Here is a 16,838-nt window from a genome sequence, read left to right on the forward strand (position 1 = left end):
AACCATTGGTTCCAAGCCCACACCGCCGCGCATCCGACGGGGCGGCTGCGTCAAGCGGCGCCATTATGGCAAATGCCCTGCAAAATCATCAAGCTTTCGTCACGTCCTGGCGGTAATTGCTGGCGGTACCACCGGGCGTATCGAACCCTGCCAATAATCAGAATTCCTCAAGAAAGCGCATACGGAAGCGCCGGCCCTTGATGTTGCTGTTGGACACGCGCGAAAACGCCTGCTTGGCAATCTGGCGGTCCAGCGCCACGTAGGCGTTGAATTCCGTGATGTTGATCTTGCCCACCTGTTCAAACGTCAGCCCGCCGTCGCCGGTCAGGGCGCCCAGCAGGTCGCCCGGGCGCAACTTGTCTTTCTTGCCGCCCTGGATGCACAGCGTGACCATGGGCGCACGCAAGGGGCGGTCGGCCTTGGGTTTCAGCGATTTGATGTCGCCCCACTTCAAGGGCGAGCCCTGGTATTGCTCAACCAGGTTGGCCCAGCGCATCTCGTCGGGCGAACACAGGCTTAGCGCCAAACCTTTCTGATCGCCCCGGCCGCTGCGGCCGATGCGGTGCACGTGCACTTCGGTGTCCTTGGTGACGTCCACGTTGATGACGGCGCCCAGGTTCTGGATGTCCAGGCCACGGGCCGCCACGTCGGTCGCCACCAGCACGGCGCAGCTCTGGTTGGCGAACTGGATCAGGATCTCGTCGCGTTCGCGCTGTTCCAGGTCGCCATTGAGCGCCTGTGCGCTGATGCCGTCGGCTTGCAGGCGTTCCACCAGATCGTGGCTGCGGACCTTGGTGTTGCAGAACGCCAGCGTGGACACGGGGCGGTAATGCGCCAACAGGCGGGCCACGGCGTCCAGGCGGTCTTTTTCGTCGATTTCAAAGAAGATCTGTTCGATGCGGCTGGCGTCGTGCTGCGCCTCGACCTTGACCTCGGCGGGGTTGCGCAGAAACCGCGCGCTGAGCTTGCGGATGTTGTCGGGGTAGGTGGCCGAGAACAGCAGCGTCTGGCGCTTGGTGGGGCAGTGCGAGGCAATGGCCACGATGTCGTCGTAGAAGCCCATGTCGACCATGCGGTCGGCTTCGTCCAGCACCAGCGTGGTCAGGCCGGCCAGGTCCAGGCTGCCGCGTTCCAGATGGTCCTGGATACGGCCGGGCGTGCCCACCACCAGATGCGCGCCGCGCGCCAGCGATTCGGCTTGGGGGCGGGCAGGGGCGCCGCCGCACAGCGTCAAGATCTTCACGTTGGGAATCAGGCGCGCCAGGCGGCGCAGTTCCTGGGCAACCTGGTCGGCCAATTCGCGGGTGGGGCACACCAGCAACGCTTGCGGCGCCAGGCGGGTGGGGTCCAGCTTTTGCAGCACGCCCAGGCCAAACGCCGCGGTCTTGCCGCTGCCGGTCTTGGCTTGCGCGATGATGTCGCGGCCTTCCAGGATCAGCGGCAGGCTTTGCGCCTGGATAGGCGTCATTTGCTCAAACCCCAGGCTTTGCAGGTTATCAAGCAGGGCGGGCAGAAGGGGAAGGGTAGAAAAGGGCGTGTTGGTCACAATAGGGCGGTTCGCAAAAACCGCGAAAAAACGAAGTCGACCGACAGTGTAAGCCCTGGAGTGGGCGGACCCTAGCCCGCAGCCCTGGCCCTGGCCACAGCCCCAGCCCCACAGCCCCAGCCCCACAGCCCCAGCCCCACAGCCCCACAGCCCAGTCCAGCCCAGTCCAGCCCAGCCCAACCCAGTCCAGCCCAGCCCAACCGAGCCCAGCCCAGCCCCAGCCCCAGCCCAGCCGCCCGCTGTGCCGCTAGCCCCGCCGCTACCCTTCAGCGTCGTAGGTGCCGGCCAGCGCGCGGGCGGCCTCTTGCATGCGGGGCAGCCAGCCGCGCGCCCCGTCGATGGACAAGCGGGCCACCGGCGCGTGCAGCGCCACGGCGGCGATCACCCGCGAGCCACGCAGGATCGGCACGGCCATGCAGACGATGCCCAGCAGGAATTCCTCGCGGTCAAAGCTGGCGCCTTCCTTCTTGATGGCCCGCAACTCGTTTTCCAGCGCGCCCACCTCGCACAACGTGTTCGGCGTGTAACGCGGCAGGGGCGCGGCGGCCAGCAGGCGCGCGCGCGCCTCGCGCCGCATGTGCGCCAGAAACAGCTTGCCGCTGGCCGAACAATGCAGCGGCACGCGCGAGCCCGTTTGCAGGTTCACCCGCAGCGGCCAGGCGGTTTCCACGCGGTCCAGGTAAATGACTTCGTCGCCATCCAGCATGGTGCAGTTACAGGTTTCGCCGATTTCGTCGACCAGGCTGTCCAGGATGCGATGGCGTTCACCGCGCAAGGGGGAATTAAGCAGCGTCTCGCGGGCCAGGGCGCTAAGCCGGGGGCCGCTGACATAGCTTTTGCCGGCGGGTTCGCGCAGCAGCATCCCGGCGTCGACCAGCCGCGTCAGGATGCGCAGCACCGAGGGCTTGGGCAGGCCCGTCGCGTCGGTCAGGGCCGCCAGCGACACCGGCGCGTCGGACCGGGCTACCTGTTCCAAGAGGGTCAGCGCGCGCAGCGCGGCAGAGGATTCGTCTTTCATCTTTCAATATTTGAAGATTCAGCTGCCAGGGCGCCATCGTCGTACGGATTTTGCAGAAAATGGAACGCAGTGGGATGGGAAACGCGGGATTTCTCCGGCAGTATCGATTCACCCCGGCCACGATGCAAGCACGATGCGGGCAACCGCCCCGCGTGCCACCTCCCACAGCGCCGGCCTGCCAGGAGACACACCATGAGCAGCAAGCAACACATGACCCCCAGTGAAGCGTTCGTTGAAACGTTGGTCGCGCAGGGCGTCAAGGACGTATTCGGCATTGTGGGTTCGGCCTTCATGGACGCGCTGGACTTGTTCCCCGCCGCCGGCATCCGCTTCGTGCCGACCGTGCACGAGCAGGGCGCCGCCCACATGGCCGACGGCTATTCGCGCGTGACCGGCCGCCACGGCGTGTGCATCGCCCAGAACGGGCCGGGCATCACCAACTTCGTCACCGGCGTGGCGGCGGCGTACTGGGCGCACAGCCCCGTCGTGGCGATCACCCCCGAAACCGGCACGGCCGGCATGGGCCTGGGCGGTTTTCAGGAAACCGAGCAGCTGCCCATTTTTTCGCGCATCACCAAGTACCAGGCGCACGTGAACCGGCCGGATCGCATGGCGGAATTCACCGCCAAGGCCTTTGACAACGCGATGGCCGAACGCGGCCCGACGCAGCTGAACATCCCGCGCGATTATTTCTACGGCGAGATCGATGTGGCCATCCCCGAACCGCGCCGCGTGCGCCGGGGGCCGGGCGCCGAAGAAGACCTGGAAGCGGCGGCGCGGCTGCTGGCCGAGGCCAAATTCCCGGTCATCGTGGCGGGCGGCGGCGTGCTGTTTTCCGAGGGCCAGGCGGAATGCGTCGCCTTGGCCGAACTGCTGGGCGCGCCGGTCGTTACCAGCTATCTGCACAACGACGCCTTTCCCGCGAGCCACCCGCTGTGGTGCGGCCCGCTGGGCTATCAAGGGGCCAAGGCCGGCATGAAGCTGCTGTCGCAAGCCGACGTCGTGCTGGCGCTGGGCACGCGGCTGGGGCCGTTCGGCACCTTGCCGCAGCACGGCCTGGACTACTGGCCGCAGGGCGCGCGCATCATTCAGGTGGATGCCGACCACCGCATGCTGGGGCTGGTGCGGCCCGTGTCGGTCGGCATCTGCGGCGACGCCAGGCCCGCCGCCGCCGCGCTGACCGAAAAGCTGAAGTCGCGTGACGTCGCTTGCGTGCGCACCAAGGCCGCGCGCGGTGACGACATCGCCTCGCAAAAGGCCGCCTGGGAAGCCGAGCTGGATGGCTGGTCGCACGAACGCGACGACTGGAGCCTGGACATCATCGAACAAGGCGGCGGCCGCATGCACCCACGGCGCATGCTGCGCGAGCTGGAACGCGCGATGCCCAAGCATGTCATGGTGTCCACCGACATCGGCAACATCTGCTCGGTGTCCAACAGCTATCTGCGCTTTGACGAGCCGAACTCCATGCTGGCCGCCATGAGCTTCGGCAACTGCGGCTACGCGCTGCCCGCGTTGATCGGCGCCAAGCTGGGCCGCCCGGACCGCCCGGCCGTGGCCTATGTGGGCGACGGCGCGTGGTGCATGAGCTTTCAGGAATTGCTGACCTGCGTGCGCGAAAAGATCCCGGTCACGGCCGTGGTGTTCCACAACGGCCAGTGGGGCGCGGAAAAGAAAAACCAGGTGGACTTCTATGGCCGCCGCTTCGTGGGCAGCAATCTGCTGAACCCGAATTTTTCCGAGCTGGCGCGCGCCATGGGCGCCGAGGGCATCCGCGTCGAACACGCGGACCAGGTGGGCGCGGCGTTGCAGGCGGCGTGCCAGGCGCAGTCCGAAGGCAAGACCACGGTGCTGGAAATGATGGTCAGCCAAGAGCTGGGCGATCCGTTCCGACGCGACGCGCTGAAGCAGCCCGTGCGCTTTCTGGACAAGTACAAGCGCTACGTCAACCAGCCGTTCCAGGCGGGCGAGGTGCCGTTGCCGATCGATCCGGTTGGGCGTTAGGGCCAGCCGCCGCCAGAGACCAGGAGCCCGCCGTATGGCTAGCGATCAATTGTTCGCGCCGCTGCGCGATGCCGCGCTGTCGGCGGGCCGCTTGCGCACGGCGGTGGCGTACCCCATGTCGGCCTCCAGTCTGGATGCCGCCGTGCAGGCGCAGCGCGCCGGCCATATCGAGCCCGTGCTGGTGGGGCCGGCGCGCAAGCTGCTTGACCGCTTGGCACAGGCGGGCTTGCGGCCGGGCGACTTCGACATCGTCGACACACCGGATGACGAATGCCTGGCCGCGCAGACGGCGGCGGGGCTGGCGCGCGACGGCGCCGTGCAGATGTTGATGAAGGGCAGCCTGCATACCGAACACTTCATGGCCGCCGTGGTGTCGCGCGAATCCGGTTTGCGCACGAGCCGGCGCGTCAGCCATGCCTTTGTGATGGGCGTTGCCGCCTACGCCAAGCTGTTCATCCTGACGGACGCGGCGGTCAACATCGCGCCCACGCTGATGGAAAAGGCCGACATCGCGCAAAACGCCATCGACCTGGCGCAAGCGCTGGGCATCGGCCGGCCCAAGGTGGCGGTGTTGTGCGCCACGGAATCCGTCAACCCCGCCATGCCCGCCACGCTGGACGCGGCGGCCCTGTCCAAGATGGCCGACCGCCAGCAGATACGTGGCGGCGACATCGATGGCCCGCTGGCGTTCGACAACGCCATTTCGCGACAGGCGGCGCACGAAAAGGGCATTGTGTCGCGCGTGGCGGGCGACGCCGACATCCTGCTGGCGCCCGACATCGAAGCGGGCAACATGCTCTACAAGGAGCTGACCTGGCTGGCCGGCGCGGACACCGCCGGGCTGGTACTGGGCACGCGCGTGCCGGTGCTGCTGACCAGCCGGTCCGACTCCGTGCAGGCGCGCGTCAACAGCTGCGCCATCGCGGTGCTGCACGCCCGTGCCTTGCTGGCAGCACGCGACGCTTGAACCCGGAAAATTCTGGTGCAAGCGATTTGCCGCGTCTGGTTCTAGACCCTGCCACCCCCGCCACGTACCTTGAGTCCAGACGCCCGCGCGCGCTTTGCGACGGGTATTTCGACACAGGGAGCAGGCAATGCCAAACACCGTCACCGCCGACATGCTGGCCGAATTCGCGGCCGCCTGGAACCGCCACGATATCGACGCGCTGATGCGCTTCATGACGCAAGACTGCGTGTTCGAGACCGTCGGCGGACCGGACGCCTGCGGCAGCCGGCACACGGGGGCGGAAGCCGTCCGCACGGCCTTCGCGGCGGCCTGGAAGAACTTCCCGGATGCGCAATGGAACAACGGCCGGCATTGGGTGGCGGGCGATCGTGGCGTGTCGGAATGCACGTTCACGGGAACGGCGGCCGACGGCACGCGCGTCGAGGCCGACATGGTCGATATCTTCACCTTTCAAGACGGCAAGATCCGCGTGAAGAACGCGTTCCGCAAGCAGCGGCCCGCCTTGCCCGCCCGGGCGTGAGACGCGCATGGATACCCAAATGTCCTTCGACACTACGCGCCCGGCCCCGGCCGCCGCCGCACGCGTGAACGCCTACAACCCCACGTACGACCCGCTGGTGTCGCCACCCGGCCAGGGGCAGGACTACGCGCCCACCTACTGGGTCGCCACCGCGGGCGCACCGCCCGAAGACGATGGCCCCATCCAGGGCGACGTGGATGCCGATGTGGTGATTGTGGGTTCCGGCTTCACGGGCCTGTCCGCCGCGCTGACGCTGGCGCGCGACTTCGGCGTGCGCGCGCTGATGCTGGACGCCAACCGCGCGGTGTGGGGCTGCACCAGCCGCAATGGCGGGCAGGGGCAGAATGCCTCCGGGCGTCTGTACCGGTCGCAATGGATCGGCCGCTGGGGCATGGATACCGCCAAGCGCCTGGACGCCGAAATCCGCGAAGGGTTCGAATACTGGAAAAGCCTCGTGGCCCAGGTCGATTGCGACGCGCAGCCCGGCGGGCATCTGTACACCGCGCATCGGCAGAAGAAGATGGCGTTCCTGGCGAACGAGGCGCGCGTCATGCGCGAGGTGTTTGGCTACGACGCTCGCATGCTCAGCCAGGGCGAGTTGCGTGAACGCTATGTGCACGATCACGAGGCCGTCGGAGCCATGCACGAGCCCGACGGCGTGGGCGTGCATCCCTTGAAGCTGGCGTATGGCTATTTACGCCAGGCGCGCGCGCTGGGCGTGCGCGTGCATCCGTCCAGCCCGGTGCTGGGCTGGCGCCGCGACAATGGCGCCATCGCCCTGCAAACCCCGGCGGGTGTAGTGCGTGCGCGCCGCGTGGCGTTTGCCACCGGCGGCTACACGGCGCAGGGCGTCAACCCGCTGCTGGACAATCGCATCATGCCGGTGCTGTCCAATTCCATGGTGACGCGTGTGCTCTCGGACGCTGAGCGCGCGGCCGCCGGCCTGAAAAGCACCGTGTTCATCACCGACACCCGCACCTTGCGTTTCTATTACCGCCTGCTGCCCGACGGCCGCATGCAGATCGGCAGCCGTAGCGCCTTGCGCGGCGCCGACGCCCAGCACCCGCGTCACCTGGCCTTGCTGCGCGAGGGGCTGGCGCGCAAGTTTCCGTCGCTGCGTGATGTCGAGGTGGCGTATTCGTGGTGGGGTTGGGTCGACGTCAGCCACGACATGATGCCGCGCGTAACGCAGCCCGACCCGTCCCAGCCCGTGTACTACGCCTTTGGCTACGGCGGCAACGGGGTGGCGTTCTCGGCCCAGGCCGGCAAGCGGCTGGCCCAGCGGATGATGGGCCAGGACGGCGCGCCCTGGAACCTGCCCATCTACGATTCACCGCTGCCCGGGCACCTGTTCGCCCCGTTCAGGCGGCTGGGGCAGGGGCTGCTGTATCGCTGGTATCACCTGCGGGACGAGCATCTGTAGCGTGCACAGGTGTCGTGCATCGGTGGCGGGCCCCCGTAGCGTGCCACCTGAACCGCGTGCCGAACGCGCCCCGCGCCTACGCCGCCGCCCGCAGCCGATACCGGCGCACCACCTGCGCCAGTTTTGCGATGCCCGGTTCGATCAGTTCGGGCCGTATCGACGTGAATCCCACGCGCAGGAAGTTGCGGGGCGCGTCGGCCCCGTTCATGAAAAAGACGTCGCCCGGTTCCACCACCACGCCCTCGGCCAGCGCCGCCTCGGACAGCTGCGCCGCGTTCAGCCAGGGTGGGCCTTGCAGCCAGCACGACGACGACCCCGTGATGGGCGTGGGCGTGAAGTCCGGCAGGTGCCGGGCCAGCGCGTGCGCCAGTTCCGCGCCGCGCCGTTGATACGCTTGCGACTGTTTGCGCAGCAGCGAATGGTGATGGCCCAGCGAAATGAATAGCGAAAACGCGCGCTGGATGTACGCGGACGGGTGCCGCAGCATAAGCCGGCGCAGCGCGCGCAGTTCGCGGGTCAGCTCGCGCGGGGCAACGATATAGCCGATGCGCAGGCCTGGCGCGAACGACTTCGCCAGGCTGCCGACATAGATCACCCGCCCGTCACGGTCCTGGCTTTTCAGCGCCGGAATCGCGCCTTCGCCCCAGCGGCTTTCGCTTTCGAAGTCGTCTTCGATAATCATGCTGTCGGCCTGTCGCGCCAAGGCCAGCAGGGTTTCGCGGCGTTCCATCGACAGCGTGACGGTGGTGGGGCATTGATGCCCCGGCGTCACAAACACATAGTCGCAGCCCAGCAGATGCGTGCCCGTGCACAGCCCGCCTTCGTCCACCGGCATCGGCAGCAAGTGGCGCGTATGGCTGGCAAAGATGTTGCGGGCGTCGGGGTAGCCGGGGTCTTCCATGCCGACCACGGTGTCTTCGTTGACCAGCAGGTCCGCCAGCAGATACAGCGCGTGCTGCGCACCCACGGTGATCACGATTTCTTCGGCATCCGCCCACACGCCCCGGCGCGGCAATACCTGCGTGCGGATCTGTTCGATCAGCGCGGGGTCGTCGTGCGTGATCAGGTCGGGCGCCCAGCTGCGGATGTCCAGTACCGACAGCGCCTTGATGCAGCATTCGCGCCATTCGGCGGTGGGAAACAGGTCTGCGTCGAACTGGCCGTACACAAACGGGTAGGGCTGCTTCTGCCAGTCTTGCGGCTTGGTGATATTGCGCTGTTGCGATGGCCGAAAGCGCAAGCGCTCGTCCCAGCGCACGCGTTGCGGGGCCTCAACGTCCAGCATGGCGGCGGTCGGGTCGGGCACCGACCCCGAATGCCCCTGCATCACCGAATCGCAAACGAAATGGCCGCTACGTTGGCGCGACACCAGATACCCTTCGCTGACCAGCTGCTGGTACGCAAAAACCACCGTGTTGCGCGCAATGCAAAGCTGGTCGGCCAACTGGCGGCTGGACGGCACCGGCATGCCGGGCGGCAGGTGCCCGCTAAGAATGGCCGACACCAGCATCTGGCGCACGCGGCCTTGCAGGCTGAGGTTGGGCGCGCTTTCCCGTTCGAACAGGCGTTCCCACATCACAGGCTTTTGCATCGCGGCCTGGCTGGACATGACGGCTCCTTGTGATGGCGGCGCGGGGCCTCAAGGCAAGGGCCGCCGCGCGATCCGGTAGGTAGGATAGAGGACGCCCCTTTGGGGCGGAATGGGGGATTGCCCTGCCGGGCGAGTGCAGCGGCCGGGCAGGGCAATCGGGGCCGCGCCATCAGCCCGCCACATCGGCCCGCGCGGCTAGATGCGTCCCTTCCAGGGGATGGCAAATTTCTCCACATACCGCACCAGCAGATCGAAGGCGAAGGCGAATACGCCGATCACGATGATGCCCATGATGACGATGTCGCTGGCCAGAAACTGCGCGGCGTTCAGCACCATGAAGCCCAGGCCCCGGTCCGCTGCCACCATTTCAGCGGCCACCAGCGTGGTCCACCCCACGCCGATGCCGATGCGCAGGCCCGTGAAAATCTCGGGCATGGCCGCCTTCAGGATCACGTGCCACACGATCTGCATCGGCGTGCCGCCCATGGCGTAGGCCGCATGGATCTGTTCGATGGATACCGACCGCACCCCGGCGCGCGCCGCGATCGCCATGGGTGCAAAGATCGCCAGATAAATCAGCAGGATCTTCGGAAATTCCCCGATGCCGAACCAGATGATGATCAGCGGCAGGTACGCCAACGGCGGCAGGGGGCGGTAGAACTCGATGGGTGGGTCGAAAATGCCGCGCGCGTAGCGGTTGACACCCATCAGGATGCCGACCGGCACCGCCGTGATGCAGGCCAGGAAAAATGCCGAGAACACACGTGTCAGGCTGGCCATGGCGTGTTCGGCCAAGGTGGAATTGGCCACGCCGTCGGTCATGGCCGACACGAACTTGTCGTACACGGCAAAGGGCGACGGCAGGAACAGCGGCTTGACCCAGCCGGTGCTGGTCACCAGGAACCACAGCGCCACCAGCGCAATGCTGGTGATCAGGCTGATGTGGCCGCTGTAGCCCGCGCCGGGGGCGCCATAGACCTTGCCGGGGGCGGCCGGCTTGCGGCCCCCGCGCGGTTCACGCATGGGCCGGCTCGCGGGCGGGCTCGTGGGCGGCAAGCTCGTCGCCGTAGATGATGCCAAGGACTTGCTCGCGCATGGCGATGAAGTCGGGGCTGGATTTGATGCGGCGGCCATCGCGGGTCTCCAGGTAGCGCCGGTTGAAGTCCGGCGTGAAGGTGTGCGTGATGCGCCCCGGGCGCGGCGACATGACGATGAGCCGCGATCCCAGGAACAGCGCCTCTTCCACGCTATGGGTAATGAAGAAGAACATCTTGTTGGTCTGGCGCCAGATATCCAGCAGCAGTTCCTGGATGGTTTCACGCGTCAGCGCGTCCAGCGCCGCCATGGGTTCGTCCATCAGCAGCATGGCGGGGTCGCAGGTCAGCGCGCGCGCAATGCCCACGCGCTGCTGCATGCCGCCGGACAGCTGGTAGATCATGTGACGGTGAAAGTCCTGCAAGCCCACCAATTCCAGGTTGCGGCGCGCGCGGGCGCGCCGCGTTTCCTTGTCCACGCCTTGCAGCTTCAGGCCGAATTCCGTGTTCTCCAGCACGTTCAGCCAAGGCAGCAGGGCGTGCTTCTGGAACACCACGCCCCGGTCGGCGCCCGGGCCAATGATGGGCCGCCCGCCTAGCGTGATCTGCCCTTCGGTAGGGGACAGAAAGCCGGCAAGCAGGCTAAGCAAGGTGGTCTTGCCGCAGCCCGACGCGCCCAGCGCCACGACGAACTCGCCGGGCTCGATGGTCAGGTTGACGTCTTGCAGCGCGATGACCGGCCCGCTGTCGTGCAAGCCGGGATAAGTGACGCTGACATGGTCCGCGCGCAGCGCCTGGGCGGCGGGCAGGGTCGGGTGGTTCATGCGGATTCCCCTTGTAACGGGACGCCCGCGTCTAGGCGGGCGTCCTTTCCGAAGACAGCCGGGCTACCTACTTGGCCGCCGCCTTCGCGTACTGGTCGGTCACGTGCGGGCTGTAGTCGGTCAGCGCCCGGTCGATCTGCTTCTGGTCCTTCAGGAACTTGGCGCTGGCGTCCAGCGCGCGCACCGCGCCGGATTCCTTGCCGCCACCCAGCCATGTCGGCGACGCCTGCTCTTGCGCGGTCGGGAACACCAGCAGCTTGAGCGCGCCGATGATGTCGTCCGGCTTGCCGCCGATCAGCCGCACGATGCCTTTGACCTGCGGCGAATCGGCCGTCCACTTGGCGCCGTTGGCCTGGTAGTCGGCATAGGACTTGGCCAGCACGCCGGTGAAGGCGGCCATGAACTTCGGGTTCTTCGCGGCCCAGGCGCGGTCCACGACGATGCCGTCGAACGTAGGCACGCTGGCGCGGCCGATGGCTTCGGAATCGGCAATCACTTTGCCGGTCTTTTCAATTTCGGTCAGCGCGGGCGGCCAGACGTAGGCGGCGTCGATGTCGCCGCGCTGCCAGGCGGCCACGATCTGTGGCGGCTGCATGTTCAGGATTCGCACGTCGCGCGGGTTGATCTTCCATACCTGGTCCAGGCCCACCAACAGGTGAAAGTGCGACGTCGATACAAACGGCGTCGCCACCCGCTTGCCCTTCAAATCAGCCGTGCTGTTGATGCCCGAGCCGTTACGCGCCACCAGTGCTTCGGACTTGCCGATGTTGTCCAGGATCCAGAACAGTTGCAGGTCCACGCCGCGCGTGGCGGCCGATGTGATGCCGGTCGACCCCAGCACCCCCACCGGCACATTGCCCGAGGCCAGCGCCGTCGAAATATCCCCACCGGACGTGAACTGCCGCCAGTCGACCTGGTACCCGGCTTCTTTTAATGCGGCATCGAAACTGCCATCGGCAATGGACGACAAAAACGGGCCCACGATCTGTTGATAGCCCACCACCAGCTTGGTCTGGGCGTAAGCGGGCGCGGCCACCAGCGCAGCGGCAAGGCCGGCCAGGGTGCAGCGGCGGATGAGGCGGTAAATCGCGTTCATGGTGATCTCCGAAAGAGAGTGGGCCGCGCCCCGACGCGACCGGCTTTGTGCCGGTGCGGCCTGGTGCCAGTTTGCCCGGATAGGGCCAGAACGCTAGGTCCAGATGGGCGGTTCAGTAGGTGCCAAAGCGGCGACCCGAGCCGCGCGCGGGCGGGATGTGCCCATGGTGGTTCCCGGCATCGTCCAGCGGCTATCGGCCAAATGCCCGAGGCCCGCGCCAGCGCTCGTCGATAGCACCAAAGCATCGCTTTCGCGGTGACGGAAATGTCATTCATTTGTTAACGATTTGTCGGAGGCGCTGGGATACATTCGTTTCGTCCGACCCAGCGGGCGCGGTGGACACCCCAGGCCCTCAGTCCCCGCTGGCGCGCGTTGCTGCCCCGGGGTCATGAATTCCTTCGAGGTCGTATGTTCACTCACTTGAAAGTCCGCAGCTGTCTGGGCATTTTGCTTGCGCTGTTCTTCACCGGCATGCTGGTCGCCAACGGCGCGGCCTGGCTGGACACACGCTCCAGCAACGCCAAGCTGGGCCAGGTCAACGAAGCCTATTCAATGCGCGTCGTGCCCGTCTACGAGGCCTACACCCTGATGCTGCGCGCGCGCCTGGCGATGGACGCCGCGATGATCAACCGGCAGGTCGGCCGCATCACGGAAAGCGATGCCGACGCCGCGCGTGCCGAAGACCTGTGGCGGCGCTCGCGCGAGCGGTTCGATGCGTTCGCCAGCGAGGTGCGCGCGCCCGCGTTGCAGGAAAAAGCGGCCCCGGTGGCGGCCGCGTTCAAGCTTTACGACTCGTTGGCCGCCGAACAGTTCGAATCCATGCGCGGCCAGGACGCCCGGGCGTTCGCCTTGCAGATGGACGCGGTGCAGGGCGCCCACCTGGCGTTCGACCACGAAGTGGCCGGCTATCTGCGCTATGTCGACGCCCAGACCAACGGCTTTGTCGAAGCCGCCGCCACCCAGCACGTGCGCGCCAATACGCTGATCGCGGCGCTGCTTGCCGTGGCCGTGTTGCTCAGTATCGGCGCGGCGCTGTTTGTCAGCCGCTCGGTGTTACGCCCCTTGCTGCGCGCCGGCGCGCATTTTCAAAGCATCGCCGACGGCAATCTGACCAACCCGATCGAGATCAAATCGCACAATGAAATGGGTCAACTTTTTCTTGGCCTGCAACGCATGCAGGCCAGCCTGGCCAAGACGGTCGCCGCCGTCCGCCAAAGCGTGCACCAGATCAGCCACGGAACGCGCGACATCGCCGAAGGCAATGTGCTGCTGTCGTCGCGTACCGAACAGCAAGCCGCTACCTTGGAAGAAACGGCGCTGTCGATGGGCCGGCTGGCGGTAACCGTCAAGGAAAACGCCGACAACGCGCTGCGCGCCAACCAGCTGGCGGAAGGCGCGTCGCAGGTGGCGGGGCGGGGCGCGGCGGTGGTGGCCGACGTGGTCGGCACCATGCAGGACATCAGCGCCAGTTCGGCCAAGATCACGCACATCGTGTCGGTCATCGACGGCATTGCGTTTCAAACCAACATCCTGGCGCTGAACGCGGCCGTGGAAGCGGCGCGCGCGGGGGACCAGGGCAAGGGGTTTGCCGTGGTGGCCGGTGAAGTGCGGGCGCTGGCGCAACGCAGCGCGCTGGCCGCGCGCGAGATCAAGCAGCTGATCGCCGACTCGGCCGGCCGGGTGCAGGCGGGCGCGCAGCAGGTGGCGCTGGCCGGCGAAACGATGCGCGAAATCGAAAGCGCCGTGCACCGGGTGACCGACATCATGGGTGAAATTGCCGCGGCATCCAGCGAGCAGGCCCAAGGCATCGACCAGGTGAACCTGGCCGTGTCCAGCATGGACGAGGCCACGCAACAGAACGCGGCGCTGGTCGAGCAGGCCGCCGCATCGGCGCGCGCGCTGCGCGACCAGGCCGAAGGTCTGGCGCAAACCGTCGCCGTCTTCACCGTATCGCCGCGCGTGGTCATCGACATGCCCGATGCGCGTGTGTCGAATGCATCCACGGCAAACCAGACGAACCCGGCCCGGGCGGGGGCGCCGCGCAAGCGCGTGGCGTTGCAGCGCCCGGCATCGGCGCCCGCGCCGGCGGGCCTGGGTGCGGCCGTGCAGGACGATTGGCAGGTGTTCTGACGAAGCGGCGCCGGAAGGAGGATCTGGCGCCCGCCCGGTAGTATCCGCTGGCCGGTTCCGTGGGGATAGGCCAGCGGTCGATCAACGCTACGCACGTGCGCAAAGCCGGGCAGCCGGTCGGCCGCGTGCCCTCACGACAAGAAGAAAACAATGAGCGATTTCGACATGGTGATACGCGGTTCGCTGGTCAACGCCGATAGCATTCTGGAAGACGGCTGGTTGGGGATCATGGACGGCAAGATCGCGGCAATGGGCAGCCACAGCCCGCCGGCCGCGCGGGATTTGGTGGACGCGCGCGGCTTGTGGGTGCTACCGGGCGCCGTCGACAGCCGTACATATATCGGCGGTTGGGCCGATGGTTGCGGCATCCGCCGCGCCTCCCGGGCGGCAGCCGCGGGCGGCGTGACCACGCTGGTGGACATGCCTTACGAACACGCCGAGGTGGTCGCCAGCCGCGCGCAGCTGGATGCGATGGTCTCGCGCATCGGGCGTGAGGCGCATGTGGACGTGGCGGTGGCGGGCACCGTCAACACCCAGCACGGCCTGGATGCCGCTGACGCTCTGGCCAGCGGTGGTGTGTGCGCCTTTTCCATTCCCACGTTCGAGCACGAACGCAACCGCTTTGCCCATCACGAAAGCGATTTATTGCAGGCTTTTCAGGGCATTGCGCGCTTCGGCCTGGCGTGCAGCATGCACAACCACGCGCGGCTGACGGCCAGCCGTAACGCGCGGCGCTTGCTGGATGCCGGCCGGGCGGGCCGGGAAGTGCTGGCCCGCGCCAACCTGCCCCTGATCGAAGGCTTGACCACGCGCCTGCTGTGCCGCGTCGGCGCGGCGGCCGGGGTGCGCATGCAGGCGGCGGATGTGTGGTCCGAAGAAGGCTATGCCATGTGCGCCCGCTACCGCCAGGCCGGGCACTGGGTCACCATCGAGACTAGCCTGCGCAGCCTGGTCATGAGCACCGAAGATGCGATGCAGCAGTTTGGCGGATCAGCCGACGACTACCCCTTGCTGCGTCCCAGTGTCGAGGTCGACGCCCTGTGGCGGCGGCTGGCCACCGACATGTGCACCTTCGTGTCCAGCGGATACCAGGCGCGCGGCGACGACGCCGGTGATGACTCGGCCCCCACGGTGGACTACGGGCCCGACCTGCTTTTGCCCGCGCTGTGGTCCGGCTGCGAATCGCGCGGCCTGTCGCCCACGCTCGTGGTCCGACTGCTGTCGCAAAAGCCCGCCGAACATTTCCTGCTGGACGACCGCAAGGGCTCGTTCGATATCGGCAAGGACGCGGACTTCGTCGTGCTGGCGCCCGGGCGGTCGGCGGCGCAGCCTGAGCAGGCGTTCGGCCGGCCCTACACCGTGCATGTGTTTGGCACGTGGCGCCGTGGCGAACTGGTGTATGACGGCAGCCAGGTGCAAGGCGAACCGGGCAAGGGCCGTTACCTGCGGCCGCGCGCCACGGTCCGCGAGGAGCGTGGCGCGATGATGATGTGACGCATGAGCCGATGCGCGCCGGGCGTGAGCGCGGCGCGCATTAATCAGTAGGGCGGGTCGCGTTGTTCCAGGACGTAGCCCAGGCCCCAGACGGTGTGCAGCAGGCGCGAACTGAAGGGGTCGTCCATTTTCATGCGCAGCCTGCGCACGGCCACGTCGATGGCGTTGGTGCCACGGTCAAAGTTGATGCCCCACACGTGCGCCGCCAGGTTCATGCGCGACTGCACTTCGCCATGCTTGCGCATCAGCCGTTCAAGCAACGCGAATTCAATCGCGGTCAGCCGGATGCGTTGGCCTTCGCGCAAGGCCTTGCGGCTTAGCAGTTGCAGTTCAAGATCGCCCACGCGCAAGACGTGTTGCGTGCTGGGCTCGTCGGCCGGTGAGGATCGCCGGTTGATCGCCTTCATGCGCGCGACCAGCTCGCAGGTGGCATAGGGCTTGGCCAGGTAGTCGTCCGCGCCTTCGCTCAAGCCTTGCACGCGGGCTTGCAGTTCGTCGCGCGCCGAGACTATCAGCACCGGCACATTGCTTTCCTTGCGCAGTTCCCGCAGCACGGTGAAACCGTCCATCACGGGTAGCTGCACATCAAGCAGGATCAGGTCATACGGAAATGTTTTTGCAATGCGTAGGCCGCTTACTCCATCGGTGGCAATGTGGACGATCTGGCCTTGCTCGGCAAGCGTATGGCTCAGTGCTTCCGCCGAGGTCTTGTCATTGTCGATTACGAGGACTTTCATGGGTTGCTGCATCGAATGGACGCCGCTGGCTTGCGGGGCCGCGCCAAGGCGCGAACCTGCAAATTGGCGGTCTTGTGCAAACGGACTGGCGCAACGATTGCAGCGATGAAGCGTGCACGCCAGGCGACCCGTCATGCTGACGGCTAATAACGCTCTTGTGAATTGGAAGAGTCTTAAAAATGCCCCGACCGGCAGGCCGGTCGGGGTAAAGCTGCTGCGAACGGTGTGTCAGATCGGGGGGGGGAAGGCGACGACACCGTTTTTTGCTGCGACGACTGCAACTTCAAACAACAACTAGACATCTCACGACGTTCGCTTTCGGAGGCTGTGGCGGCTCCGATGGCTAGGCCGCGGTTCGCAGCGTAATGATTGTGAGGGGGCTGCGAATGACTTCAATGTAGAACGCGTCGGCGCCCTCCGTTCGCTTGAAAACGGAGGCTTGCGGTGGGGATTT

13 protein-coding genes are annotated in these 16,838 nt (G+C 66.6%); 6 read left to right on the forward strand and 7 right to left on the reverse strand.

All coding sequences use genetic code 11. From position 1 onward, the window contains the following. Positions 1-157: 157 nt before the first annotated feature. Together dbpA and DVB37_RS11040 are read right to left on the reverse strand one after the other, a co-directional pair. On the reverse strand, positions 158-1,546 hold the full coding sequence (gene dbpA / locus DVB37_RS11035) for an ATP-dependent RNA helicase DbpA (RefSeq protein ID WP_046806836.1): 1,389 nt from the start codon (positions 1,544-1,546) through the stop codon (positions 158-160). Positions 1,547-1,805: 259 nt separating this feature from the next. Next, positions 1,806-2,564: an IclR family transcriptional regulator gene (locus DVB37_RS11040; RefSeq protein ID WP_046806837.1), complete on the reverse strand. Its 759-nt coding sequence runs from the start codon at positions 2,562-2,564 to the stop codon at positions 1,806-1,808. Positions 2,565-2,756: 192 nt separating this feature from the next. Between DVB37_RS11040 and xsc the strand changes: the two genes are divergently transcribed. From xsc to DVB37_RS11060, 4 genes are all read left to right on the forward strand, one after another. Further along, on the forward strand, positions 2,757-4,568 hold the full coding sequence (gene xsc, locus DVB37_RS11045; protein ID WP_120155081.1) for a sulfoacetaldehyde acetyltransferase: 1,812 nt from the start codon (positions 2,757-2,759) through the stop codon (positions 4,566-4,568). Positions 4,569-4,602: 34 nt separating this feature from the next. Continuing rightward, a complete protein-coding gene (locus DVB37_RS11050) occupies positions 4,603-5,535 on the forward strand; it encodes a bifunctional enoyl-CoA hydratase/phosphate acetyltransferase (RefSeq protein ID WP_120155083.1) in 933 nt (310 codons plus the stop codon). Between the two features lie 127 nt (positions 5,536-5,662). After that, positions 5,663-6,055 (forward strand): nuclear transport factor 2 family protein, encoded by a 393-nt coding sequence (locus DVB37_RS11055; RefSeq protein ID WP_120155085.1) that lies wholly within the window; start codon positions 5,663-5,665, stop codon positions 6,053-6,055. A gap of 19 nt (positions 6,056-6,074) precedes the next feature. Next, the gene (locus DVB37_RS11060; RefSeq protein ID WP_371683130.1) at positions 6,075-7,478 is read left to right on the forward strand and encodes an NAD(P)/FAD-dependent oxidoreductase; all 1,404 of its coding nucleotides are present in this window, start codon (positions 6,075-6,077) and stop codon (positions 7,476-7,478) included. A 76-nt stretch (positions 7,479-7,554) separates the two neighbouring features. Here the strand turns inward: DVB37_RS11060 and DVB37_RS11065 are convergent, their stop codons facing one another. The 4 genes from DVB37_RS11065 to tauA all read right to left on the reverse strand — a co-directional run bounded on the left by DVB37_RS11065 (position 7,555) and on the right by tauA (position 12,023). Then, positions 7,555-9,087, reverse strand: coding sequence for a PLP-dependent aminotransferase family protein (locus DVB37_RS11065; protein WP_120155089.1), 1,533 nt, complete (start codon positions 9,085-9,087; stop codon positions 7,555-7,557). Positions 9,088-9,264: 177 nt separating this feature from the next. After that, positions 9,265-10,092 carry an ABC transporter permease subunit gene (locus DVB37_RS11070; RefSeq protein WP_104145673.1) on the reverse strand — a complete coding sequence of 276 codons (828 nt, stop codon included), beginning with the start codon at positions 10,090-10,092 and terminating at the stop codon, positions 9,265-9,267. After that, the gene (locus DVB37_RS11075) at positions 10,085-10,927 is read right to left on the reverse strand and encodes a taurine ABC transporter ATP-binding protein (protein WP_046806843.1); all 843 of its coding nucleotides are present in this window, start codon (positions 10,925-10,927) and stop codon (positions 10,085-10,087) included. The genes DVB37_RS11070 and DVB37_RS11075 overlap by 8 nt, the downstream gene beginning before the upstream one ends. Positions 10,928-10,994: 67 nt before the next feature. Next, entirely contained in the window at positions 10,995-12,023 is a 1,029-nt protein-coding gene (gene tauA / locus DVB37_RS11080) for a taurine ABC transporter substrate-binding protein (RefSeq protein ID WP_120155091.1), read from the reverse strand. 408 nt (positions 12,024-12,431) lie between these two features. On the opposite strand from tauA, the gene DVB37_RS28875 reads away from it, so the two are divergent. Both DVB37_RS28875 and DVB37_RS11090 read left to right on the forward strand, forming a co-directional pair. Beyond that, a complete protein-coding gene (locus DVB37_RS28875) occupies positions 12,432-14,153 on the forward strand; it encodes a methyl-accepting chemotaxis protein (protein ID WP_120155093.1) in 1,722 nt (573 codons plus the stop codon). Positions 14,154-14,303: 150 nt separating this feature from the next. Further along, positions 14,304-15,647: an amidohydrolase family protein gene (locus DVB37_RS11090; protein WP_046806846.1), complete on the forward strand. Its 1,344-nt coding sequence runs from the start codon at positions 14,304-14,306 to the stop codon at positions 15,645-15,647. A 44-nt stretch (positions 15,648-15,691) separates the two neighbouring features. On the opposite strand, the gene DVB37_RS11095 is transcribed toward DVB37_RS11090, so the two are convergent. After that, positions 15,692-16,384 carry a response regulator transcription factor gene (locus tag DVB37_RS11095; protein WP_046806862.1) on the reverse strand — a complete coding sequence of 231 codons (693 nt, stop codon included), beginning with the start codon at positions 16,382-16,384 and terminating at the stop codon, positions 15,692-15,694. Positions 16,385-16,838 lie beyond the last annotated feature (454 nt).

The organism is Achromobacter sp. B7 (genome assembly GCF_003600685.1).
Lineage (GTDB): Bacteria > Pseudomonadota > Gammaproteobacteria > Burkholderiales > Burkholderiaceae_B > Achromobacter > Achromobacter spanius_B.